We start from the raw sequence: 25659 nt of genomic DNA on the forward strand, positions 1-25659 counted from the left end.
GGGTGAAATAAAACTGCACGACCGCGGGATTCGGGGGGAAAGCACGCTGCGATGGGGGTGCACCCCGCCATCTGAATGGTCGCATTCAACTTTTTTTGATTTTCTCGCCAGAAACGCTCAAGTTTTGGCGGATGGCCAATTCAATTGGGGTTGCCGTGGTTCGGGAGGATGTCCGACCATCGCGCGACGGACACAAAGGTTGTTTCTTCGTTGCCAAGGATGGTGATGGAGAGCTCAGGGACACTTTGTGTTGATTGAACTATTCCATCGTCCAAGGAGGGACGAGAGTGCAAACGACTCATCAACTGGCTGGCGTTCTCGACCGATCACGGCAAATTCGTTGGTTTGCCCGGCACCTCATGATTCAGTTCATGACCGTGTGCTTCGCCGTCTCGGCTCTCGCGTCCACTGCCTCGGCGAACGATGCCGTTCTATTGGAATTCTCATCGTCGCAGTGCGGGCCGTGTTTGGCGATGAAGCCGATCGTGTCTGAGTTGATCGCTCGCGGCGTTCCTGTTCGCCAAGTCAATGTCGACAACGAAGCTCACCTGACCCGCCGCTTTGGAATCCGCAGCACGCCGACTTATGTGGTGCTTCGCGAAGGCAAAGAAGTCACGCGATTGTTGGGAGTTCAAACGGTGGGCGGACTCACCGCCGCGTTGAACCAAACCGCAGCCGGTCCCCTGATCCCCACACGAAGTGCGTCGTCCGAGCAAGCTTGGAATGAACCGCAAACCCGGTTGGCGCCACTGACCTCCGGACAAAACGCAGTCGATCGCAGCCCACGTCGTGCGATTCGAAAAGAGCGTGCCGATCGAGATTCAGGCTTCGCCGGAGATTGGCAATCGATGAACAACCAAGCGGCCGGATCATCCGAGCGTTTGGTCAGTTCGCAAGACGCAGCGATGGAGCCGATGCCTAGCATGTCGCTGGCTGATGCAATCGAAAACGCGAAAGCGGCGACGGTGCGTTTGCGAGTGTTTGACGGTCGTGGTTACGGAGCCGGTACTGGAACGATCATTGACACCAACGGTGACGAAGCCTTGGTTCTGACGTGCGGTCACTTGTTCCGTGATGGCGAAGGCAAGGATCGAATCGAAGTGGACTTGTTTGTCGCTGGCGAAGTTCGCACCGTGCCCGGACAATTAGTCGACTACGACGCGGGCGATCGTGATATCGGTTTGGTCGCGATACGACCTGGCTTCGCAGTCAAACCCGTGAAGGTGATTCAGGAAGGTGAGAAGGTCAAAGTCGGTCAAACCGCATTCAGCTTTGGATGTGACCGCGGCGACGATCCGAGTCGTCGGGACACCCGCATCACCGGTGTCGACAAGTACAATCAAAACCTCGGTATGTCCAACTTGGAAATCGATGGTGCTCCGATCGACGGTCGCAGTGGCGGCGGTTTGTTCGATGATCGCGGTGTGCTGATCGGCGTCTGCAATGCGGCGGACTACAAGTCTGATCTTGGAATCTACACCGGGCCAGGGTCTGTCCATTGGCAATTGGAACGCATCCAACTGGGGCGTTTGTATCAAGGAACCCCCGTGGCTCCGGTGACCAATCAATTGGCGAACACCCAGCCCGCATCGAACGAGTTTGCCGGCGGACCCGCACTCAATGCCCCTCGTCAGAACGGAGCCATTGCTCCAATCTCGGCGCCAGCTGGCCCGGCCACGACTTCGGCCGGAGCCGCAACTGAAATGATCGTGATCTTGCGAAACCCCGATGGCCAACAACGGGAACAAGTGATGACGTTGAGCAGTCCCGATGCGGATCTGGTACGGCAAATTCGCCAAGCTGCGATGAGCCGGTAGTCATGTCGGGTCGAGGCCTGCGATACACGCTCGGCATTGTGTGGTGCCGCGTAGTTCCAGCGTGGTGCTTTCGGTACCGGTGCATGGAAATCGTGAGGCTGGGTAAGTCATCGGCTGATGATGACCCAAACGATCAAAAGACGGCCGATAGCTATCAAGCTCGAAAAGTCGAAACGGCTGAAGAGCTGGAACGCGTGCAGCGAGCGACGTTGTACAATGGTGCTTCGTCTCAGGAATCGTCGTCGCATCTCAACGACGCAGCGGGAAACGAGCCAGCCGAAGCCGCCTACGCCGTCTTTCGCACAAAAGCGACGGAACGGAGTTCCCAATCGGAGAGCGAAAGCGAGTCGTCCTCTCAGATCGTCGGCGGCGTTTGGATCGCGATGCAATCTTTCACCGAACGTGATCTTCATTTGCAAATCGATTTGGCCGAGCATCAACGCTGGCTTTTCGCCGCGAGAATGATGCCAGAGGAACGCAGCCGCGGTGCTTACTCGGTGTTGCTGCGGAAGCTGTTGTCGGCAGAAACAACGTTCGACTCAACAGATGAACGCGGAGCGGATGCTGGTGAAGTCACGCAAGTTTGGGCGGCAATCAATCCAGCCAACCACCGCAGCGTTCGAGCCCACGCTGGATATCAAATTACGACCGCCGGACGGATTCATCTAATCCGGATTGGGCCGCTTGCCGTTGCCTGGCAGGGCCGATCGTCAGCGGAATGTGCCGTAACGATATGTCCCAAGTGGACATGGCATGGAACCAAATCGCCCATACGGATGACGGTTTCATCTGTCACCGGTCTGAGCGACTCAACTGCGAATTCCGCTTAGGCTCGCAGGGACCCCGAAGGCGAAGGGCTTTGATTGCCCGCTGCAGCGGACACGGCGGCCTGCTGCAAGTGAATCATCAATTTCTTGTGATCACGAACGACACGCAAAAACTCATCTTCGCTGACCGGTTTTTGAATGTAGTCGTACACTCCCAACTCATCGCACCGAGTTCGATAGGACGCATCTTCGCAGGCGGTCAAAACCACGGTCGTGACGCGAGACGAATCGGGCTGCAGTTCGCTCATTTCCTCGAGGACATCGATTCCGGTGCCATCGGGCAGAATCATGTCGAGCAGCAACAAGTCCAACCGTGGGGCTCGTGCAAAGATGCCCGTTCGTTTCATGAAGAGAATTGCTTCGTGAACGCTGCGAACCAGCGTCAATCGGTGATGCAAGCCGCTGCGTCGAAGAGCATGAATGGTCACTCTCGCGTCGACCAAGCCATCTTCCACCAACAGAATTTCCATTGGTTTGGTGCGTGAATCACCTAGCATTTTACAACTCCCTTTCGATCAGTTCGGCTTCGAGACGTTCATGTCGGGTCATCTCACGAGAAAATTGGGCAACTTGTTCGGCGAAAGTCAGCAAAGCGGAACGTTCGCATCCACGATATTGTAATTCCTCGGACTGCTCGACGAGGTCACAAAGGTCGAGATACAGCCTGCAGTGCTGTTCGAGTGCCTGACGCAGCTGTTTTTGCACGTCCTCGAAATCAGGCTGCAGCGGAGCCAATTGGGGGGGCGGCCCCGAGGCCTGCAAATAACCGTATGACTCTTCCAAACCGAATTGCAGTGAGATCAGATCTCGCAGCTCACCAAGTGCGCGAACGAATTGTTTGATGTGATCTCGGGTGGTCGTCTCGGCATCCCACTCATCGCATTCGCACATCGCCCTCAATTCGCTGGCGGCGTGCCAAAGGTTCGGGTTGCTGTCTTTGATTTCTTGCAGAAAGGCTGCGTTGATCAAGATCGTTTGCGAGGCGTTCTCACCATCGCGGACCAAAGCGTCAGATGCACCCATTGATGCGTCCCGCTGAAGATTGGGTCTTGCGCTCGTCATACAAATGCAATTCCTCCGTGCTTTGATGGCCCGTTTTCTGCCAGATCATGTCTGGAGCAGTGACAGTGAGAGTACGATTGCTTGAACCGGTCGTCAAGGAATTTTGCCAGGGGGGTGGCGTGGAATGTCACCTCATTGCTGGCTGTCGAGGATTAGAGTTCCTCTAATCGTCGCCGTTTAACTCACCTGCGGCGCCAACTCGGGTAGACGCAGTAATCGGTTGCAGCACTTCGGTTGTATTTTGAGGACACTTCTGAGTCGGTTCTTACTACGATCTTCATCGTTACCCCGTTTGACGAGTGGTATTTTGAAGACATGATGTCACTCACATCTTTTGTTCCACCTCGCGTCCCGCCTCCACAAAACCGTAAATCAATGATCTCGTTGCGATTGCAGTTCGCTGTTTGTCTACTCGTTTCTATCTCTGTGGTGCCCGCTAATGGAGAAGAAACGGTCGGGAAGCTTCTCGAGAAAGCCAAGAGTTTGGTGGACATCGATGACGCCAGAGCACCTGGTACGACCGAGTCCGGTGAACCGGTGGTTGATCCAATGCGTGAGATGCAATCCAACGCAATCAAGGAACAATCCGCCCCGTGGGGGCACTGGGGAAGCAACCCAAAGAAGTACAGCACGTGGACCAATCACAGCAATCGATTGGTACCGCTGTACACGTTCGGCTACACGCTGAATGACCTGCGTGAAAAAGGCAGCATGTACGGCGATCCAGAACGACTGAAGAAACACTTTGGACGCGTGGATGAGAAGTCATTGAATCCAAACGCAAACTATCACGATCAAGTCGACGTTTATGACTTGCAGATGGCTGCCGTGAAGGCGGGTAAACGTCACGTCATACTGATGGTGTTTGACGGGATGGATTGGCCGACCACACGAGCGGCCGCGCTATATCACAATCAGGCCAATCGCTATGACAGTGGTCGAGGGACCGGCTTGCTCCTCCAAGACTATCGCGGAACCAAAACGGACTTCACGTTCTTGGTCACCACACCGTTTGCGTCCGGCGCAAAACTTGACGTGAACTCCCAGACAGTCACTGCACCCAGCAAAGAGTCCACAGGCGGTTACTCACCCGATCATGGTGGGCGGGCACCTTGGCATGAGCAGTCACGCCGTGATTATGTGATCGGACAAGACCGATTGGTTCCGCACACGGTCGCTGATTCCGCTGCAACGGCATCGAGCTTGATGTCAGGAGTGAAGACTTACAACGGTTCAATCAATGTCATGCCCGATGGATCGCACGCGATTCCTATCGCGCGGAAGTTGCAGAAAGAGGGATTCAAAGTTGGCACGGTGACAAGCGTTCCTGTCAGCCACGCGACACCCGCGGCTTCGTATGCAAACAACGTCGTTCGTCAGGACTATCAAGACATCTCTCGCGACTTGGTTGGTCTTCCGTCGTCGTCTCACCGCCAAGATGCGCTTCCTGGTTTGGACCTGTTGATCGGTGGTGGTTGGGGAGAAGGAACGGGTGCCGACAAATCACAAGGCGAGAACTTCATGGAAGGCAACAAGTATTTCCACGAATCGGACCGTGATGCTCTAAAGAAGAAATACAAAGCCGGTGAACCGAACTCCTACGTCGTCGTGGAACGCACCAAAGGACGACCAGGCGCGGAAGTCTTGCAAGAAGCAACTCAGAAGGCCATCCAAGAAGACGCACGGCTGATTGGCTTTTTCGGAACCAAGGGCGGTCACCTGCCATTTCAAACTGCCGACGGAAATTTCAATCCAACCTTTGATGTCAAAGGCACGGAACGCTACACCCACGCCGACGTTGTGGAGAATCCAACGATCTCCGATATGACTCAGTCTGCGTTGGAGTTTCTTTCTGCACCGCAGAAGGATTCAGACGAACGATCTGATTTTTGGTTGTTGGTCGAAGCCGGTGATGTTGATTGGGCCAACCATGCAAACAACTTGGACAGCAGCATTGGCGCCGTGTTCAGTGGCGACAAAGCGTTTGGGACCATCGTCAATTGGGTCGAAGAGAAAGAGGCTTGGGATGATACCGCTGTCTTCGTCACCAGTGACCATGGGCACTTCTTGGTGATCGAGAACGTTGAAGCGATCGGCAAGGCTGCTCAAAAAGCCGCTGCCGCCAACCACTGAACCGAGCAGCCGACTCGGGACAGCAATTGTCTCGGGATGCTTCGAATCACTCGACTTCCATACCTTTTCAAAATGGATGCATTGGTATCGTGACACCTTCTACTCGGACGGACCGGAGCAAGCCCGAATGACAGTTCGCTGGGGGCTGATTGGCACAGGCGATATCGCTCATAAACGCGTCGCTGGTGCGATCAAGGAAGATCCGCGTTCGGAGTTGGTGGCAGTTTGCCGACGCAGTGAACCGGAGTTGAATCTGTTCGCCGATCAGAATGGCGTTCCGCATCGGTTCACCGACTCGGAACAGTTGATCGCACTATCGGAAGTCGACGCGGTTTACATCGCCACTCCGGTTAGCTGCCATTGCCCGCAAACGATCGCGGCGGCGAATGCTGGAAAGCACGTTTTGGTTGAGAAACCAATGGCGATCGATCCGGAACAATGCCAGCAAATGATTGAGGCATGTCAGAAATCCGGAGTGACACTCGGAGTTGCATACTACCGACGGTTTTATCCGGCAGTTGAACGCGTCAAGAATCTGATCGACGCTGGCTCGCTGGGACGAGTCTTGTCAATTGCTTGTGTGACAGGCAATCCGAATCGGTTCCCTGCCGATGATTGGCGAGTTGTCCTTGCTCAAGGAGGAGGCGGGCCCTTGATGGATATTGGTAGTCACCGTCTGGATTTGTTTCTGCATCTATTTGGCGAAGTCCAATCGGTCCAAGCAAGTCGAGTCGATTCACCTGATTTCGAAGCGGAGCAGGCGGCGACATTGCTGATGCAATTTGCCGGCGGAGTTCACGGCGTGTTGCAATGCTACTTCGGAACCGTCAACGCGCCCGATCGGCTGGAGGTGATCGGCACCGAGGGACGAGTCACCATCGAAGATCTCAACGGTGACGAACTGTTGCTGTTTACCGCTGATGGAATGTCCCGAGAATCTCATCCGCCGGCAGAAAACTTTCACTCACCATTGATCGCGGATTTCACTCTAGCGTTGCAGGAGAAACGCCCACCGATGATCAGTGGTCATCAAGGGAAGCAAACCAACGACGTCATCGAGATGGCCTACGCAAACGCTCTTTGAAAGTCGACGAACGCTTGAAAAGATCGCGTGACGACTCGAATCAATCATCGGCGGGTGCACCGTCTTTCAAGACGAACTTGGCTTTTAATCGAGCGACCTCATCGGCCAACCCAGCCTTGGTGACGCTTTTCAGAACTTCGGCGAAATCCTTGTATGCATCCGGAGCTTCGTCCCGCGGGTAGACGCGGCAGTTGCTGATGACGTCGTGGTCGAGCAAGTTTTGGTCGATGACTGTTTGGTTCAAATTCTTTTTGGCTTTGGTGCGGCTGAGTTGCCGCCCTGCACCATGGTTCACGCTGAAGGCAGATGCGGCAGCTCCCCGTTGAGCAACCATGATGCTCGATCCATCGCGTGGATTCCCTGGCAACAAAACCGGGTGCCCGGTCGCTTCGAACTCGGTGCCTACCAGTTGTTCATGTCCTTTGGGTAAGGCCCGCGTTGCACCCTTTCGATGAACCCATTGCAAGCGTCCGTCCACGGGCTCTTGGCGAGCGATGTTGTGACTGATGAAGTAGACCAACTCGCCCCGGATGCCAGGAAACACTTCGCGAAAAGACTCGAGGACCAGCTGATTGATCAGCATGTGATTGACCGTCGCGAAGTTGGCTCCCATGGCCATGTCGCAAAGATAACGTCGGCCTTCGGGCGAGTCCGCTTCGGCATAGCAAAGTTGAGGATCTCCTGCCGGGAACGCCAAGCCATTGGTTTGGAAATGAGCTTTCATTGCACGGAATTGACTCATCGCCAAATCATGGCCAAAACCGCGCGAGCCACAGTGCGACAAGAACGCCACGCAACCGTCCCGCAGCCCCCATTGTTCGCCAATCGAACGGAAGTACTGTTTCTCTGACAGTGACACGACTTCGGCTTCGCCAAAGTGATTGCCGCCACCGTAGCTTCCAAGTTGGCGGAACTTGCTTTCCAAGCGATCGCGTTTGTCTCGTTCGCGTCCCATCCATTCCAAACGTGCTGCCAACGTATCCACTGAACCGTCCGGTGCGGTATGCGAAGCATCTTCGCAGCGGCTCGCCCAAGACTTGGGGATGCCCAGCTTTTTCAGAACAGATTTCGAAGCACCCTCCGTTGCGACTTGAAATCCGAGCGGCCCGTCCACGCTTCGGCTCTTGGGCACGTGTCGTTGCCCGCGGCCGGCGCCGGTGGGAACGCGTTTCGCGATCGCTTGGATCACGCGACGACGCATCTTCCAGTCGGCAATTTCGCTTTCCGGCAAATCCGTTTGCAGCAAACTCATGCTGCATTTGATGTCGACGCCAACGGGGCCCGGATACACGTGCGTCGGCGAAACCATCACGCAACCGACCGGTGCACCGTATCCAACGTGCGCGTCGGGATTCAGCACGACCTGTGACACGCCCGGTGCCAAACGACTGTTGATTGCTTGTTGAAAGGTTTGGCTGCCAAACGATTGCCGGATCGGATCAGTGCCGATCACGGTAATGGGTGAGCATCCATCGCCGACGGGCAAGGTTGCCGTCGCGGGGCCGGTGATTTCCAACATCTCGTGCATCGTATCCATTGCACTGGTTCGCCTGAGTTCTTTCATGTGATTGATTGAACAACAAGAGAACACGAGGTGTCAAAGGTTCGCTGCGAATCAGCAAAACCGATGCTTCTCCGTTGAGAACTCGTTTCACTTCGCGTTGGAGTTCAGCGTTCCGCGAAACAATTCGATCAATTCCGTTTGCCGATTGAACAGATCTTTGGAAAGAGGTTGTTCCACTTTCGGCAGCCGCTTGGGGCGGATGGGACCGCGTTTGTTGGCATCATTCGATGGCGGGTTTGTTGTTTGCGAAGGAATTGATTCGCTGGCGTTCGTTGGCGACCATTCGGACGATGGTGGTGTCTTGTCGCTTGAGAACTCAACGCCGGCTGTCTCGTCGATGAATGATGCTCGAGCAACTCTGGTCGGATCACTCGCACGTGGTGTCTCGGCGAGGATCGGATCAACTTCAACGACTTTCAGCTCGCTTCGAAGCGGAAGCTGGTCCACGAAACTCTCGAGAGTTCGCAGCAATACGGAACCGGTTGGCAAGCTGGTTGATTCGCTGCGGTGAGATGCTTTCGCACCGTGATCGGATTTGGCCATCTGAATCAATGGGCTCGCGTCAGGATTGCCTGGCTCGCAAAGCGTCAGGATTGCTCGCAAATTGGCTTCGGTGATGCGGCGACCCGGGCGGCTGGAGTGCAACGGACGATGCAATGCAAAGTCGCTCGCTTGATCGCTCAGATTTTGGTCGTGGCATTGGGCACATTTTGCCAAAAGGATTGGCTGTACCCGAGCGGTGAAGGCATGGAGCAACCAAGAGTTCATCACCGCTTCGTGCAGGTGATCCGTCGGTTCGGCGGTTGGAGACTGGACATCAACCTGCTTCGCTTCGTTGGTGGCTTCGACGAAGTTGGCTGGTTGGACTTCGCTCGCTTTGGGTTTGGGGTCATTCGGTCGCGTCAGGTTGCGAAGCCGTGATTCCAGATGCTGTGCTTCTGAGTTCTGCGGGTCAGCACGGTAGATGATCATGAGCTGTTCCGCCGCTTGTCGGTGCAGACCTTGGTCGACACACCAACGGGCTGCTGACAACGCTCGCTGAATCGGTCTTGGCGATGTTCGAGCGGAACGCCACTGCTCCCGGAGTTCGAAAAGGGCGTCCAGGTTGTCTCGGGAACCAATGACTTCTTTCGCTGGGAGTCGGATTTCCGATCCACCACGCCGCACGATGACGGATTCTCCAGAAATCTGAACATCGCCTCGAAGAACACGATCGTTTCGAAGCAAAACGAACTCAGACGCATCTTTCTCGATTGGAGCCGAGGAAGATTCCGCAGCGGAACTGATTGCCGCTTCGTTGGCTCGGACCATCGCGGTCGATATGGGGCCACACCACCCGATCAAGAACCACCCAATCAGAAGGCCGCGGACCAGACGCCCATCCGGATATGACACCGCGAAAAATTTTCGCGATGAGGCGGTGAGGGCTGCGGTGAGTGGGATTGTCTCGTTCATGTTCGATGCAGCTACCAAAATTGTGCTGCCAAAGTCAACGTGCAACTCGGAACACCGCTTGGATTTTGAATTTCAAAGATGAAACGGCACGCAATTTGACGCGGCCGGGTGTCGCCTTTCATGGGAATTCGTTGGGTGCATTTGATGAGTAATCCGTTGCAGTTCCGGGTTTGGGCTTTCGGTCGCCATTACCTTTTCGAGACACTTCAACGACTTGGTTTCCTGTATTCCCAATGACCACCACCGACATTTTGCATCGACGATTCACCATGTTCCTTGACGGACCATCCATGCGTTCCGACTTTTCACAAAACACTCGGCACGCGGAGATTTCAAAGCCGCTCGGCTTGATCCTATTGGGCTGCGTTTTTGTGTCGGTTGCCAGCAGTTCGCTCGCTCAGACGGTTTCGCCAATTCCGGCCTCGCTGAACGTTCAGCAGCAAGGCTCGCCGGGCCAAACGATCGCTCAAGTCGCGGCGTACACGCCGTTCCAGGCCGATGATGCGACCGGAACTGCGGCGAGTGGTGGTGGGACCGCCGAGGCGAAGCCAAAGGCGAACAGCGACCTGAACAGTGTGGAGGCCGTCGCAGCGGAAATCGAGTCGGTCAACAACGACGCGAACATGGATCCGATGTTGAAGAATCGGTTGCTTGAGTCGCTGAAAAGCCTCCAAGCCGTCCTCACCGCTCGACAAGAAGCGGTCAACCGGACCGCGTCGTACGAAAAGTCGCTGCTGTCGATCGCGGAAGAAAAGAAGCGATTCAAAACGCTCGCCAATCAGGAAGTTTCGGTCCAGCCGATCAACGTCGATCGCTACATGGCGATCGAAGAAATTCAGCAAAAGCAAGCTGAAGCAAGTCTCAGTCTCGACGCTGCTCGCAGCAAGCTGCAGAAGATCGAGTCTGACATCACGGCTCGGAAAGAGACCCTGGAAAAACTTCCCGAGCAAATCGTTCAAACACGGAAAGAAATCGAGTCTTTGACGGGCGAGACGATTGGCGAAATCAAAGATGACCCGGACGGGCGTTTGCGTCACGTTCGCGAAGTCGAAACCAAAGCAAAGCTCGACGAGGCACGCCAGCGACTCGCCGCCTATCAGCAACAGCAGACACTGCTGGAATCACAGGGCGATTTGCTGCCGTTGATGAAAACCGCGACTGAAAAAGAAGTCGCCGAAGCGGAAGCAAAAGCACGAGCTTGGTCGGCGACGCTTGCGAAGAAGCGGCAAAGCGAAATCGCCAAGGACCTGAAGGAATTTCGACGCACGATGGAAGCCGAAGGCGGCGACCCAAGTGAGTCGTTGATTCTATCGCTCGAAGAACGATGGATGCGAATCGCCGGCGAAAAAGATCGTATCAGTCGATCGCTCAACGACGAAGCGGCTGAGGTAGACAGTTTGTCCGAGCGACGCACGAAGATCACAACGAATTTGGAAGAGAACATTAAGGCGTCCGGTGGTTTGACCAGCACGCTTGGTGTGGAACTGCTGTTGCTCAAGAACAAGCTTCCCGCTCTTGGGCCGATCAATTCACGAATTGCTGAACTCAGGAAAAGTATCGAGAGTAATCGGGCTCTGCAGACGCAGTTGGAACTGACTCTCGAAGGGATCTTGGACAACTCGTCGATCGGGCTGTCGCTGGAAAACATCGAAGGCGTGTCGATCCCTCAGGGAAAGCTGTCTGAAAGTGAGATCCGTTTGGTCAACAAGTTCATCGCTGACTTGAGTGACTACATCGTTCAAATGGTCAGTTTGCAAAGCCAGCTCGAGCAGAAGCAACGGTTGGTGATGGAGCTGACTTCGATCATCGATACAAAGATCGTTTGGATCAAAAGTCAGCCGGCGTTTCGCTTGAACGACTTAGTCGTGTCCTGGCAGGTCTTCCGTGCGATCGTCCATCCCGACAATCTGATTCTTCTGGGACGCAGCTTGCTGAAAGGTTTGCTCAATCGTCCAGAACTGATCGCGATAGCGTTGATGGCGATCTTCACAATCATCTACGCGGGTGCAAAATTGCGGCGGCGGATCGCGACCCACGGGGAACGTGCCCGCAGTCGCCAAAGCGTCTCGTTGAAACCCACCTTGGCGGCGACGCTGCTGTCTTGGGCGTTGGTGCTGCCGCTGGTTGGATTGCTGTGGATCATCGGAGACGCTTTGTCGGCGTCCGGTGCCAGCGAGGCGATCGTGCGAGCCACCGCCAAAGCGTTTCATTTAGCCGCCGTTGCGGTGACTCCGATCGAATTGCTGCGTCAATGTTTGCGTCGTGATGGTTTGGCCGCGGCTCACTTTGGCGCGGATGAGGCATCCATTTCAACACTTCGAAAATGGTTGCGATTGCTGATCGACATCGGCGTACCGATTCTTCTTTTCTATGGGATCGCCGAAAATCTCGGTCGCTGGCAAGCCGCCGCGGCGTTCGGTCGCGTCATGTTGGTGATCGGCATGATCTTGATCAGTGTCGTCCTTTGGCGATCGTTTTCGCCCACCTCAGGAGTCTTCTCAAAGCACATCCAACTCAATCCAAATGGATGGACGTCTCGATTGCGTTTCCTTTGGTTCGGATTCATCCTGGTCGTACCGCTCGCCCTCGCATTCATCGCTCTGATTGGGCTGGGTAGCGGTGCTCGAGTTTTGGTTGAGCAACTTTATCTAACGCTCTGGCTTTGTTTGCTGACGTACTATGTCAGTGGATTCGTGAACCGATGGTTGCTCACCAATCGCCGCCGATTGACGATGGCGGTTCACCGCGAACGATTGGAAGAATCGGAGCGTCTCGGAGCGGGCGGAGTTGAGATCGAACCGAGCACTTCCATGGAAGCCTCGGAGATCAACGCGCAGACCACACGTTTGTTGCAGACAATCCTGTTCATCGTCGCATTGGTTGGAATCGCATTGGTGTGGTCGCCGGTGTTGCCCGCCGTTGAGTACTTGGATCAAGTCAAACTGTGGTCCACCACTGATGGCGAAGGGATCGTCTCGCCAGTCACGCTGAAGAACATCGTTTTCGCGATTCCGATCATCGTGCTGACATGGGTGTCGGTGCGGAACTTGCCTGGTTTGTTGGAAGGCGTGTTGCTGGAACGTTTACCGCTCGACAAACCCGCGCGTTACGCGATCACGACTCTTGGCACGTATGTTCTGATCACAATCGGGATTCTGTTGACGGCCAAGGCTCTTGGTTTGCACTGGCAGAACATTCAGTGGCTGGTCGCCGCATTGGGCGTTGGCCTCGGTTTCGGACTGCAAGAAATTTTCGCGAACTTCATCAGCGGCTTGATCTTGTTGTTCGAACAACCCATTCGCGTCGGTGATGTCGTCACGCTGGGCGACACGACCGGAGTGGTGGCTCGGATTCGAATTCGTGCGACCACGGTGACGAACTGGGACCGGCAGGAGCTCATCATTCCTAACAAGGATTTGATCACCGGGCGATTGGTGAACTGGACACTGACGGACAGTACCAACCGGATCGTCGTCAATGTTGGTGTTGCCTACGGAAGCGATACTGAGTTTGCTTGTGATTTGCTGCGAAAGATTTGTGAGGAACATCCGAAGATTTCGAAGGATCCCGAGCCCGTTGTCACGTTTGAAAGCTTCGGCGATTCGACGTTGAATCTGGTTTTGAGGTGTTACCTGTCAACTTTGGATGAGCGTCTGAAATCAATCCACCAGTTGCACACCGAAATCAACAAGCGGTTCAACGAGGCGGGATTGGAAATCGCCTTCCCACAACGCGATTTGCATTTGCGTTCTTTGCCGCCTGAATTGATGGACCGATTGTGTCCTGCACCAAAGGACTGATTTGGTGTCAACTGGAACAACCAGCGAAGCGGTCGGTTGATTACGGACGAAATCGATTTCGCTCGACGAAGGTATTTCCGAACGTTGTGAAGAAAGAGATTGGATATGAGCAACGCATCTAAACAGCGTCCTCACGTCGTCGTGGTCGGTGGCGGTTTCGCTGGCTTGCAAGTGACACGAGACCTGCGAAAGGTCGACGTCTCAGTGACATTGCTCGACCGTCGCAATTTCCACCTTTTCCAACCGTTGCTGTATCAAGTCGCAACGGGCGAACTTTCACCCGCAAACATCGCGACGCCACTACGTGGGATCCTGCGAAAGCAAAAGAACGCTCGCGTGGTGCTGGAAGAAGTCACATCCATTTCGCTGGATTCGAATGAGGTGTACACCACGGATTCGGTGATTGCGTTCGATTACTTGGTCGTCGCGACAGGAGCGATTCATCATTACTTTGGCCGAGAAGAATGGCGTCCTCTCGCGCCCGGGCTGAAGACGATTGAAAACGCAACGGAAATACGTCGGCAAATTTTGGGTGCGTTTGAGGCTGCCGAACGCAGCAACGATCCCGATGAAATTCATGATTTGCTGACGTTTGTCATCGTTGGCGGCGGCCCAACCGGTTGCGAACTGGCTGGTGCTCTGGCCGAGATTTCTCGTCACACACTTCAGAATGATTTCCGATTCATCCAACCGGCCGACGCACGAATCGTTTTGGTCGAGTCGGGAGATGCGCCGCTGGACGTTTATCCCGAACCATTGCCGCAACGTGCCGCACATGATCTAGAGAAGCTGGGCGTTGAAATCCAGACGCAATGCCGCGTGGTGGAGATTGAGCCGACGCATGTGATGATTCGAAACAAGACAACTGAAGAAGTCAGTCGTTTGAATACGCGGACGGTGTTGTGGGCAGCGGGAGTTAAAGCGAGTCCTTTGGGTGCGATCCTGTGTGAAGCCGCTGGAATCGAATCCGACCGTGGCGGTCGTGTGCCAGTCAGCCCGGATCTTTCGATTCCCGGTCATGACACGGTCTTCGTTTGTGGCGACTTGGCTCAGGTGAAGATGGAAGATGGTGGTGAGGTGCCAGGATTGGCTCCCGCCGCGATGCAAATGGGGGCTCAGGCGGCGAAATGTATTCGCGCCGATCTGCGATCCAAATCTCGTCCCGAATTTCGATATCGAGACAAGGGCAGCTTGGCCGTGATCGGTCGCTGCACCGCGGTTGGACAAATCGGAAGCTACAAGGCGAAAGGCTTTGTTGCCTGGTTCATTTGGTTGTTCATTCACCTGATGTACATCACTTTGTTTCGCAACCGTTTGTTGGTGTTGATGCAGTGGGGGTGGACCTTCGTCACGCACGACCGATCGGCTCGTTTGATCACCGATGGTGCGAACACGGATATCTCGACGATGGAACAAGCGACCGGGTGGAACGCAGACCCTGCAATGCCATCAACTCGCCATTTGGAATCGACATCGCAAACCGGTGCTGGCGGTTCGGATTGACCGCGCCAGCTAGCTCCCGGTTTGAACTACAATGACCGCGAAAAGTGGCGTCCTTCTTCTGGAGTGGTTGTTTGATGCGGTTCTGTACGTTTTTTGCCGTTTGTTTTTTGCTCGGTTCTCTGGCGACTCCAATTTCTGTGGTGTCAGCGGATGAGCCGTTGTCGTTCGATATTCGTTTGTTGACGGTGGACGCAAACGAAGGAATCGCGGCGGGCGACGTCGACGGCGATGGAAAAACGGACTTGGTCGCCGGACGCAACTGGTTTCGAAATGGCGATTGGGCTCCACGCCCTCTGCGAGCCATTGAAGATTGGAACGGCTACGTCCAGAGCAACGGCGACTATCTGTTCGACGTTGATTCAGATGGTCGTCTTGATGTCATCGCGGGATCGTTTTTGCCGACGGAAGTGAAGTGGTTTCGCAACCCAGGAAAAGAAGATTTGCGTTTGGGGAAAATGTGGCCCGAATCCACCTTGGTTGATACGGGAGCGACCGCGAACGAGGGTCAACTCTTCGAAGACATTGATGGCGATGGGCGTCCTGAGTGGATTGTGAATAGTTGGAAGAATGAGGTGCCGACTGTCATCTGGCGATTGGAACCCAGCGAACCGGCGGAAGACGGCAAACCGGCTTATGAGCTGAAACGGCACGTGTTGGGTGAAGAATTCAACGGCCATGGAATCGGTGTTGGCGATATCAATGGCGATGGTCGGAATGACATCCTGGTTGGTTGGGGATGGTACGAACAACCTGCCGAAAACCCTTGGGGGCAACCCTGGATCGCTCACCGCGATTGGAAGTTGCACGCCAGTTTGCCGATGTTGATCGAAGACATCGATCAAGACGGTGACCAGGACCTGATCTATGGCGAAGGTCACAACTATGGATTGCAGTGGTGGGAGAACACCGGGGTTACTGATTCCGGATCCATCGAGTGGAAAGAGCACGAAATCGATCGACGTTTCAGCCAGCCTCACTCGATGGTTTGGGTGGATTTGGATGGCGATGGCAACAAAGATCTGGTGACCGGAAAGCGGTACTACGCCCACAACGGAAATGACCCAGGCGGAAAAGAAGTTCCATGTCTCTACTGGTACTCGTTCGATGTTGCGTCAAAATCGTTCCAGCGTCACGTCATTGACGAAGGTCGTGTGGGAACCGGTTTGCAGATCGTTGCCGAGGATTTGAACGGTGACGGCAAAACCGACTTGGCGGTCGCCGGTAAAAGTGGCACCTACCTCCTGTTAGCCAAACCTTGACGCAGAGGCTTGTACCGAAAAGAGGGCTGATTCTTTTCGGACCTGTCTTCCAATCCGAGAGAACCAGATGTTTTCCAAAGGGTCAGCCCCCTTTTGATCTCGACGAAAGACTTGATGTCGCAATCATCTTCGGACTCCGTGAAGCAAACGCCTTTGTCCATGTCGATTGCGGACGCGCAAGAGCAGGTTGACCAATGGATTCAAACCATCGGCGTGCGTTACTTCGATGAGATGACCAATTTGGCTCAGTTGGTCGAGGAAGTCGGCGAGGTTGCTCGCATTCTTTCGCGAACCAAGGGCGAGCAGTCCACCAAGTCGGGTGTGGTCCTGGGAGAATTGTCAGACGAGTTGGCGGACGTGATGTTCGTGATCATTTGTTTGGCAAACCAGTCCGGAATTGATCTGACCGATGCCCTGCGGCGAAACCTCGACAAGAAAACGAAACGCGACTCGACGCGTCATCGCGAAAATTCGAAGTTGACGGGGCCAGATGAAACCTCGGATTCCGCGTGAGCTTTTTAGAGATCCTGGCTCAACCGGAGACCTGGCAACTGGTGGGTGTGCTGTGCCTGGGCATCTTTGTTCAAGCCGCTGCTGGATTCGCGGGCGGATTGGTGATTGTTCCGTTGCTGTTGTGGGCGGGGTATTCCATTCCGGAAGCCCAAACGTCGTTACTGGTCGCCACCATTCCTCAAAACTTGTGGGGCGTGGTCTCGTTCCGCGATGCGTTGGATTCGAAGCGACTTGTTTGGCCGGGAGCGGCTCGTTTGCTGTTTCTGCCGCTGGGAGTGCTGACGCTGCAATGGATGGAATCTTTTTCCATGGTGACGCTTCGCCAAATCGTCGGGGTGGCGGTGTTGTCGGCGACACTGGCGACGATGTTGTTTCGACCAAAGCCGCGAGATCAAGTGGCGTCGTTCTGGAGCTATTTGGTGTTTCCGCTGTCCGGGTTTCTTCAGGGCTTGGTCGGGATGGGCGGACCGCCGATGGTGCTGTGGGTGCAGGCTCATGACTGGGACACGCGAAGAATGCGTGGGTTTCTGTTTTCGATGTACCTGATCAGCTTGGCACCCGGAATTGCAGTGTTGGTTTGGTTCTTTGGATCCCGCGTGATTCCCCCGGCATTGATTGCTGCCGCCGCGATTCCTATTTTGCTGGCGGTGACTTGGGTCGGTCTGAAAGTCGGAACGGCCTTGGGGACGCAGCGTCTGCGACGGATCACGATGGCATTGTTATTGCTGATGGGGTTGGCCGGTCTGGCCGCGCCTTGGCTGTCTCCCGCCTGAATCGGACCTCAATCGCTCGTCGCTGCGACCAGTGCGTTGATTGGGTTCGCGTGTTGTCCGTGTTGCGAGTTTGGAATTCCTTGCTGTGAGTCCCGTGATGGATTTGATTGCGTCGTCGGTTGAAGTTGCTGCGGATGTACCGCTGTGGTCCGTTCCATCACTCATCGCATTGTTTGCGTTGACTCTGATGGAGATCGTTCTCGGCATCGACAACATTGTTTTCATTGCGATTTTGACCGGGAAACTGCCCGAGGAAAAACGCTCGTTTGCTCGGCGATTCGGATTGTTCGTCGCGATGGGGATGCGAATCCTATTGCTGATGATGATCGGATGGCTGATGAGCTTGCAGTCGCCGATCTTCGAGCTGTCATCGCTGGTTCCGATCGAATCCTTGCGAGAGCATTTGGCTGCCGACGCGGAAGTCAACGAAATCAGCGGCCGCGATTTGATTTTGTTGTTCGGCGGATTGTTCTTGATGTTCACCGCGGTTCGAGAGATCCATCACAAGATCGAGGGCGAGCACGATGATGATCCGCAAATGGACATGGATTTGCCCGAAGCCGATGCGGCGGTCAAATCACGAAAACCGGTGACGGTGGGATCGGTTTTGTTTCAAATCGCGGTGATGGATGTCATCTTCTCACTCGACAGCGTGATCACAGCGGTCGGCATGGCGTCGCATCTGCCAATCATGATCGCCGCGGTGGTGATCAGCGTCGGTGTGATGATCACGTTTGCTAATCAGATCAGCGACTTTGTTCAGGAACACCCAACGGTCAAAATGTTGGCTTTGTCGTTTCTGATTTTGATCTCAGTGGTATTGCTCAGCGAAGCCGTCGGAACGCCAATCAACAAAGGCTATGTGTACTTTGCGATGGCGTTCTCTTTGATCGTTGAGTTCCTGAACCTACGAATGACGAAAAAAGCGAAACTGCAGCCCGCTCATTGAACTGGCGTCTCGCTCAAACCTTCCCGCGTCGTAGCACCACGCGACCAAAATTCGCGAAAGGGTTGTTCTCGCGAAAGGTGAGATGAGTTGGCCTTGCTTGACCTGGTCACTTCTTCTTTTTGAGAAGCGGTCGGTGGGTATTGGCTCATCGATTGGAATGGCAGTGGCAGTGTCGATTGGCCGGCCAATGTGTTGAGGTCGGCGTCTTTGTCCCAACCCACTCCGTGCAACACGAAATCGCGTTGCGCGGAATCTGAAAGCTGCTTTTTCGGAATCGCGAAACGCAAACGGATCTCATCGCCTCCACTGATGACCACCATCGAGTCGTCCCAGTCGGAAATCAAATCCTCGGCGGGACCGTACTCGGTGAGTTGTCCATCGAGAGGTGGCCATCGAGGTGAATCCTGAACGGATTGGTAGTCATAGGTTTCGGCCTGTTTCGGTCCAGGGTGGCTTCGTTTGGAGAAGCCGTGCCAAGCCACCTCGGCAGATTGCAGGGTGAGTGGTTGAACTTCGACAAGCGAGCGGAGACGCTCGATTTCCTCGTCCGTTCGAACGGACACAGCGGCCGAATCCCAATAGATTTGGTTGGTCGTGCGGATCCTCACTCGAGGGTCTGCGCGATTCACCCATTCGGTAATGTCGACCACGATCGTTTTGTTCTTGCCACCGGGGAAACCGATGAAAGGCGAGGCCATTTTCCAGCCAGAGTCCGATGCTTCATCAGGTACCCACAGCGATGGCGGTTCAGGTGAAGACAGTTCGGGATTCTGATCGATTTGGATGTTCAGAGAGGTGTCGGTCGGCAGAATCCAGCCATTGAGGACCAGGTGAATTCGGGCGTCTTTGGATGTATTTGCTGATACACGGCCGCTGAGGTCCAAGTCGATCCAGTGGGGCGGGCAGAGTCCTTGACGGTATCGATGGGGAAATCCCTGAACATGCTCGCCGTCCGTTTCGCGAAGGAGCGAGGTCACGTCCGTTCCCTCCGTGTCGGTCACTTTGGATAGCGGTTGAAGTTCGGATCGATCAAACGCGTGAATGGTTGGTTCAGCGAGCGATGGTGGCCCGACCTTTTCGTTCGTGAAGACGACCACGTCTTTGGGGTGATCAATCGCAGCCAACTCCAGTTGATCGAAGTAAGCGACTTCCCACAGTTCCTCAGTGATTCGGATTTCGTAGGCTCCGTCGTTGGGAGCCAGAAACTTCCCGTCGACCAACAGGTGTTCCCACGGTCGATCGGGGACCACAACGCCGGGTGAGGTTTGCAAACCCAATGGGGCCGCCCACAAACAGTCCGTGACGAACTCGAACCGTTCCCCGTTGAAGGCATACAGGTATGGGCAAGATCCTTTGAGTGTTTGTTCCTCTTCGATCATGACTCCCGGTTCAATTTCAGGAACCGACTGGGTCAATCCGTTGGGGAAAATGACTCGCAAGTTGCCGGGGCCACTTAAGCCATCCAGTCCGAAATGGGTGGTTGGATCCGTGACGATTCGAGAGCGGTAGTGCGGACCAAAACGCAATTCCAATACCGATCCAACGGCATAGTGGTTGACTCGGCCGCTGTTCGCGTTGTTGTCGTCGATCCCTTTGAAGCGTACCGAGATGGCTTTGCCGCTCAGTTCCGTCGTGTTGGAAGCAACCGAGACGGCTGATGAACTGGTGTCATTGGATTTAGACCACCCGACCAAGTCGACGTTTCGATCGGCGTCAAAATCAGTCGCTCTGTAGACAAAGAACTCGGATGCCTGGTCGGAAACGCTCCATTGCAAGTCCTGTTGAGGCCCAAACTTGTTGGATGATTCATCAGCCGATGAGAGAGGAGATAATTCCAACGCGGATGAGGCAATTCCGCCACGAAGGCATTCGTAAAAACTATCGTTGTCCAGGTCGGCGACGATGAGTGAGCCTCGGTTGGTCAGGGTCGGTTGCTCCTGCGATTCCGTCGTTGGCCAAGAAAACGGCGTGACCGCATCGACTCGCCACATGCCAATGTCGCCGGTGTGAGATAGCACCAGTTGCCCTTTTTCGGGAGCGCCCAGAATGATGTCCCACGAAACGTTTCCATCGACGTCCTCGATCGCCAAAGAGTCCACGCCTGGTAACGCGGGGATGTCTTCGAGATAGGAAAAACGGAATTGCAGATGCAGCACGTTTTCGATCCATCCGACACGACCCGACTGAGGGTGAACGGTCACGACGTCCAGGTCCAAGTCGCGATCCAAATCCGCGATTGCGAAAGCGACGGGTGGATCGGACTCGTCCCACGACGTGGCTTGATTCTCATTCGTTGGAAGCGGAAAGAACGTTCGGTTGCCGCGATTGACCAGGAGTTCCCATCCTCGACCGGTGGCTGCCATTAAATCCAGGTCGCCATCCCCTTCGAAATCGCCACTGATCATCGTGTGAACTTGTTGAAGCGATTCCAGCCCGTCGGCGGCTTCGGTCTTCAGCGAGTCATCGCCGGTCGCATCGGGCTGGCCAAAGTCGCGTCCATCGACGACGACCAATTGAGCACCTGATTCTCCAAGGAGAATGATGCTGCGAATTGTGTTGTGGCTGCGCGACGTCGCGTCCTGACGGAGTCGGCCTGGTGAACTGGAGTCGACCATGAACAAATCGGCGACCATCATGCCGGTCCATTGGCCGTCCACGGTCAGCATGCCGTAGTTCTGCCAGCCTTCATCGCCTTGCATCCAAAGGAACAAAGTGGCGGAGTCTTTGTCGGGATGAAGCGACACCAAATCCATTTTGAAATCGAGGTTGGCATCAATGGGAATCAAATCACTGGCTGATGCTCCTTCAATGGTATCGCCGGAAGCCGTCAGCGATTGAATGTCGAACGACAAAGCCTTCGACGCCGATTCAATTCGCGATTCTTTCGATACTTCCGCGGAAAGCCGACGCAGTGAATCGAACTCAATGAGGTCCAGTGGGTGAGGTGATGCTCTACGTCGGTCGGTTTTGATCAATTCCGTCGAGTTCAGAAGGTTGAACCAAAGCATCATTTGGTTGTCGGCTTCATCGAACTTTCCTGCCTCGACAGCCGAGACAATCCCGTCGACTAATTCGGCAGGCGTTTTTCCGATCGGGGCGGTTTGCTGACGAAGAGTCGGCTCGATCGAGGCTGCGAGTGTTTGTGTTCGACGGATTGCATCGACCGCTGCTTTGGATTCGTTTGCGATTCCGAGCCGCGCGGCTCGCACGGCCAAATACAGGTTGTCGGGTTGTTGATTGGACAGCTGAGTCAGAGCGGTGGCGGCCGGTTCGAGAATTGTTGGTGAAATCCCGCGGATTGGATCCTCCAGCACATCGACGACCTGGGTCAATGTGCCCGCCAGCAAAATGGAGTTGCTCTTGTCGCCTTTTGCATCGGCTGATTTTTGAATGGATTCGATCAGCCGTCCAAAGACCTCTTTGCGGATCGATTGCATCACCGATCGCGGCAGCAAATTGGCTTCGTTCAGGTCGACTCGCGCGTTCATCCAAGTCGCCAAATTGGAATCGCCGCCGAGCTCAACATACTTCTGAATCAGACCGCGAGTTTCTGAAAGCAGCGATGCCAATCGTTGTCGAGCCGCTTGTTTTTCTTCTGGTTTGGCGGATGCATCGGTGGCGACGGCGGACAATTCGTCGATCGTCAGTGCTCGGTTCAGTGCTCGGTTGAGAGCGATCGAAAGGTCTTCCGGCCGGGACTTTGAAAGCGAAGCCCAGGCTGTTTCCGCATCGTCGGTATCGAGGTTTTCCATCGACGCCAACGCGACCCGGTTCAGGTCGAGGTTCTGCGAAGCAAGCTGCCGGGTTTGGTCTTCGCCACTATCACCTGGGACATCGTCGGGAGGAACCACCGGGCCACGACTGAACCAATAGCCGGCCGCTGCGAGCAAACCAATCGCGAAAACAGCGATCAGCCAAGTGGTTGAGGGTTGTTTACCGGAAGGAGACTGCTTGCTGGCTGGGGATTGAGACGAAGTCACCGATTAGCATCCTTGAAGAACAAACTGACACGAGGTCGAGAGCGAATGCAGTCTATCAAAAACAAGCGAATTTGATGTGGCACCTCGAGGTGAACGGGGCTCAACCTCGAAGTTCGATCCCCAGTGGCAGCGTGTCGCCGAAAACGGCTTGTTGTTCTTCGTGGTCCAGTTGGCCACCGTTTTTGACCAATTCAATCCAGTGGTCGGGTGCACCGAGCCGATCCAGCAAACTCAACGCTCGATCTCGCGTGGGTTGGTCGACATCGCGAAACCTGTCGTCGCAGCGACGAGTCATTTGAGTGATCGTGAAGGCGGCCAATCGTTTGGTTGCTTCGTCTCCAGTCTTCAGCGACGGTGAATGCGAAAGCTTCTGCAGCCAATGTGAAACGTCCGTTGCAGGGACAATCAGATTCAATGGCCCATACGCGAGTACGCGAGACGCGAGACGGCCGAGTGTCCAGAACAGACTCGGGTATAGCGGAGATGCCTTTTTACGATCCAGCGATTCCATGACGGCGGTCGCGAATGATCGTTTTTGGTCGATGGGCAGTCGCTCCAGTGAACCAATCGTCCGCCACGCCTCGTTGGCTTCGGCCATGTCTTGATTGGATATTCCCCCGAGCAGCCAGCGGCCCAACGAGGTCGCCAACTGACTTTGCTGGCCCGCCGTCATTCCCCCCGCGATGCGACGCCACATTACGTAGGACTCGGCACGGACCTGGTGGTCGGGGTGCGAGATCTTTCCGTAGATCATTCGCCAGGTCTGCGAGGTCCGCCAATCATCCACCGCGACACCGTAACCGGGACGCAGGGCGAAGCCAGCCAAATTCAACCAACGTGATTCATGAGCCGGCGAGCGACGACGATGGTCTTGGACCTCCATCAACGATTCCCACAACTGACGAAGCAACGCCGGTGGCCATTGATCGCGAGAGGTGCCGATGGTGGTTTGAAGTCGTTTGATCAGCAACGAAGGCTTGAGTGTGCCTTCCACAAAGACGCGAGCGATCAGCTGTCGACATTCGTCGAGGGTTTCTTCGTCGACGATACCAGCGGATTCGCCGGCGTAGTCATGCGATTCGCGATCGGTTTCGAGTGTTCCACGAATGTCAAATTCCAAACGCCAACGTTTGGCATCTGAAACGCAAAACAGTCCGACCGTACCGATCTCGGAAAGTTCTGATTCGATCACGATTTGCATCGTGGATTGGTCACGCCGTTTGCGATCTTTCAGGGCCGTTTGAATGGGTGGCAAAGGCGTCATCGTGTTCGGATCAATGTCGACCACTTCGCCCGGTCGATCGGCCAGACGTGTGCTGCTGACCCACAGTGGAAAGCTGACCGGCACGCCAACTCGCAAGTCCATCGGAACTTGATCGATCCGGAAGGATTGGCCGGCCTGCGCATCAGCGGGAATTACGCAAACCGCTCGCGGTGGGTTTTGTTCGATCTGCATGAAGTAGGTCCGAGCCAAGTTCGCGGCGATGCGAACTCCATGCCCTCGCCGAACCATGGCGTAGTGGGCGGCACCCTGCGCAACAGCCAAATCCAAGCGTGCAGATTCTAGGACGGCGGGCTCTGAAAACCACTTTGTCAGTGAGCCGATGACTCGCTTGCGAATCGCGGGTGCTGTCAGCACGCCTCCATTGAAAAGGACCAAATTGACTTGGTCGCTTTCTTTGGGCTTTGGCTGATCGGTCGCGTTGTCATCGGCCGCTGTATCGTCCAATCCGGTGCGGCGATGTTCGCGAAGGAATTCGGCGAGGTGTTTGGTGACGGCGGGGTCAGCAGCGTATGGCAGGCCGACCTCTTGAAAACCACTTTGCTGCGCGTCGACTTCGGATTCCATGTCGACTTCGGGAAAGAATCCGTCGAGCAGCAATGAGTCGACTTCTTCAGCGGTCATTTCGACACTGAGTCCGCCACCGATCAGCGACGATCCTTCGCCGGGCAAGTGAATTGTGGTGCGCTCAGGCCGTGGTTCCGAGAGAAAGGTTTCTTTGGTTTGACGGGCTGCTGCCAAAAGTTGTTGCCATTGCCGCGGTGACAACGTTCGTCCAAGTTTGGCTTCCGCCGCTTTGGCAACCGCCAAGTCGAGGTTGTCCCCGCCGAGGATCAAGTGCTTTCCAACGGCAACGCGGTGGAACTGCACGACGTTTGATTGGTCGTCTGAGTCGGCCGGCCGGACTCGAATGAGTGTTAGGTCCGTCGTGCCGCCACCGATGTCGCATACCAGAATCAGTTGGCCGACCTGAACCAAGTCCTGCCACTCGTTTCGGTGACGATCCAGCCAGGCATAGAATGCTGCTTGGGGTTCTTCGATCAATTGGATGCGAGGCAAACCCGCCATCTTTGCCGCACGAATTGTTAATTCGCGAGCCACCTCGTCAAACGATGCGGGCAACGTGATCACGATGTCTTGTTGTGACATCGGATGATCGGGGTGTTCGGCATCCCATGCGTCAGCCAAATGTTTTAAGTAGCTGGCCGAGGCCTCCGCCGGCGACCGTCGTGGAACATCATGGTCGCCGTGCCAAGGCAGCAAGTCCGCGGTCCGATCGACCCCTTCATGAGACAGCCAGCTTTTTGCCGACGCGATTTGGCGACCTGGGTGCAGCAGTCCCGCGATGCGAGCGTACTCACCCACGCAGGACGCCAACGCATCATCCGATGGGTTCAACCAATCATTAGCGTCACTGTGCGGAAGTTGCTCAGATGGATGAAGTGTGTAGTGAAACGATGGCAGCGTTGACCGAGATTCCGCCACACCCAGGTCGACCCATTGGGGAACCAAGAAAGTGCGGACAGTGAACTCGGTGTTTGCGTTGGCCGAAGACGCACCACTTTCTTTGCGTTGCTTCTCCTCGCTTTGATCGGCTTCCGTTGTGGAGGCAACGGCTTCCGTGGCGGAGGCTTCGGCTTCCGTGGCGGAGGCTTCGG

The 25659-nt window shown here is 55.2% G+C and carries 16 protein-coding genes; 10 read left to right on the plus strand and 6 right to left on the minus strand.

Going from position 1 to position 25659, the window contains the following annotated elements; translation table 11 throughout:
* Positions 1 to 287 precede the first annotated feature (287 nt).
* Together B2R17_RS10335 and B2R17_RS10340 are read left to right on the plus strand one after the other, a co-directional pair.
* On the plus strand, positions 288 to 1817 hold the full coding sequence (locus tag B2R17_RS10335) for a trypsin-like peptidase domain-containing protein (protein ID WP_286763919.1): 1530 nt from the start codon (positions 288 to 290) through the stop codon (positions 1815 to 1817).
* Positions 1818 to 1900: 83 nt separating this feature from the next.
* The gene (locus tag B2R17_RS10340; RefSeq protein ID WP_286763920.1) at positions 1901 to 2647 is read left to right on the plus strand and encodes a hypothetical protein; all 747 of its coding nucleotides are present in this window, start codon (positions 1901 to 1903) and stop codon (positions 2645 to 2647) included.
* On the opposite strand, the gene B2R17_RS10345 is transcribed toward B2R17_RS10340, so the two are convergent.
* Together B2R17_RS10345 and B2R17_RS10350 are read right to left on the minus strand one after the other, a co-directional pair.
* Positions 2644 to 3141: a response regulator gene (locus B2R17_RS10345; RefSeq protein ID WP_008658070.1), complete on the minus strand. Its 498-nt coding sequence runs from the start codon at positions 3139 to 3141 to the stop codon at positions 2644 to 2646. The genes B2R17_RS10340 and B2R17_RS10345 overlap by 4 nt on opposite strands.
* Before the next feature lies 1 nt (position 3142).
* The gene (locus B2R17_RS10350; RefSeq protein WP_286763921.1) at positions 3143 to 3706 is read right to left on the minus strand and encodes a hypothetical protein; all 564 of its coding nucleotides are present in this window, start codon (positions 3704 to 3706) and stop codon (positions 3143 to 3145) included.
* A gap of 375 nt (positions 3707 to 4081) precedes the next feature.
* On the opposite strand from B2R17_RS10350, the gene B2R17_RS10355 reads away from it, so the two are divergent.
* Together B2R17_RS10355 and B2R17_RS10360 are read left to right on the plus strand one after the other, a co-directional pair.
* The gene (locus tag B2R17_RS10355) at positions 4082 to 5839 is read left to right on the plus strand and encodes an alkaline phosphatase (RefSeq protein ID WP_339887808.1); all 1758 of its coding nucleotides are present in this window, start codon (positions 4082 to 4084) and stop codon (positions 5837 to 5839) included.
* A 76-nt stretch (positions 5840 to 5915) separates the two neighbouring features.
* Positions 5916 to 6923 carry a Gfo/Idh/MocA family protein gene (locus B2R17_RS10360; protein ID WP_286763923.1) on the plus strand — a complete coding sequence of 336 codons (1008 nt, stop codon included), beginning with the start codon at positions 5916 to 5918 and terminating at the stop codon, positions 6921 to 6923.
* 40 nt (positions 6924 to 6963) lie between these two features.
* Here B2R17_RS10360 and B2R17_RS10365 read toward each other — a convergent pair whose 3' ends face one another.
* Complete coding sequence (locus B2R17_RS10365) at positions 6964 to 8487, minus strand: RtcB family protein (RefSeq protein ID WP_286763924.1); 1524 nt, start codon at positions 8485 to 8487, stop codon at positions 6964 to 6966.
* A gap of 87 nt (positions 8488 to 8574) precedes the next feature.
* Entirely contained in the window at positions 8575 to 9942 is a 1368-nt protein-coding gene (locus tag B2R17_RS10370) for a hypothetical protein (RefSeq protein WP_286763925.1), read from the minus strand.
* Between the two features lie 233 nt (positions 9943 to 10175).
* Between B2R17_RS10370 and B2R17_RS10375 the strand changes: the two genes are divergently transcribed.
* The 6 genes from B2R17_RS10375 (at position 10176) to B2R17_RS10400 (ending at position 18739) form a co-directional block, all read left to right on the plus strand.
* Positions 10176 to 13742: a mechanosensitive ion channel domain-containing protein gene (locus B2R17_RS10375; protein WP_339887775.1), complete on the plus strand. Its 3567-nt coding sequence runs from the start codon at positions 10176 to 10178 to the stop codon at positions 13740 to 13742.
* Between the two features lie 105 nt (positions 13743 to 13847).
* Positions 13848 to 15245: an NAD(P)/FAD-dependent oxidoreductase gene (locus B2R17_RS10380; protein WP_286763927.1), complete on the plus strand. Its 1398-nt coding sequence runs from the start codon at positions 13848 to 13850 to the stop codon at positions 15243 to 15245.
* A 140-nt stretch (positions 15246 to 15385) separates the two neighbouring features.
* A complete protein-coding gene (locus B2R17_RS10385) occupies positions 15386 to 16504 on the plus strand; it encodes an FG-GAP repeat domain-containing protein (protein WP_339887778.1) in 1119 nt (372 codons plus the stop codon).
* Between the two features lie 114 nt (positions 16505 to 16618).
* Positions 16619 to 17017 (plus strand): nucleotide pyrophosphohydrolase, encoded by a 399-nt coding sequence (locus B2R17_RS10390; RefSeq protein ID WP_286763929.1) that lies wholly within the window; start codon positions 16619 to 16621, stop codon positions 17015 to 17017.
* Positions 17014 to 17790 (plus strand): sulfite exporter TauE/SafE family protein, encoded by a 777-nt coding sequence (locus B2R17_RS10395; RefSeq protein WP_008663294.1) that lies wholly within the window; start codon positions 17014 to 17016, stop codon positions 17788 to 17790. The genes B2R17_RS10390 and B2R17_RS10395 overlap by 4 nt, the downstream gene beginning before the upstream one ends.
* 94 nt (positions 17791 to 17884) lie before the next feature.
* Positions 17885 to 18739: a TerC family protein gene (locus B2R17_RS10400; RefSeq protein ID WP_037249605.1), complete on the plus strand. Its 855-nt coding sequence runs from the start codon at positions 17885 to 17887 to the stop codon at positions 18737 to 18739.
* Here the strand turns inward: B2R17_RS10400 and B2R17_RS10405 are convergent.
* Together B2R17_RS10405 and B2R17_RS10410 are read right to left on the minus strand one after the other, a co-directional pair.
* Entirely contained in the window at positions 18733 to 22719 is a 3987-nt protein-coding gene (locus B2R17_RS10405) for an FG-GAP-like repeat-containing protein (protein ID WP_286763930.1), read from the minus strand. The two genes, B2R17_RS10400 and B2R17_RS10405, sit on opposite strands and share 7 nt — an antisense overlap.
* A gap of 100 nt (positions 22720 to 22819) precedes the next feature.
* A partial coding sequence (locus B2R17_RS10410) for an Hsp70 family protein (RefSeq protein WP_286763931.1) occupies positions 22820 to 25659 on the minus strand: 2840 nt, incomplete at its 5' end.

The organism is Rhodopirellula sp. UBA1907, from assembly GCF_002337565.1.
In the GTDB taxonomy this organism is placed as follows: Bacteria; Planctomycetota; Planctomycetia; order Pirellulales; family Pirellulaceae; genus Rhodopirellula; species Rhodopirellula europaea.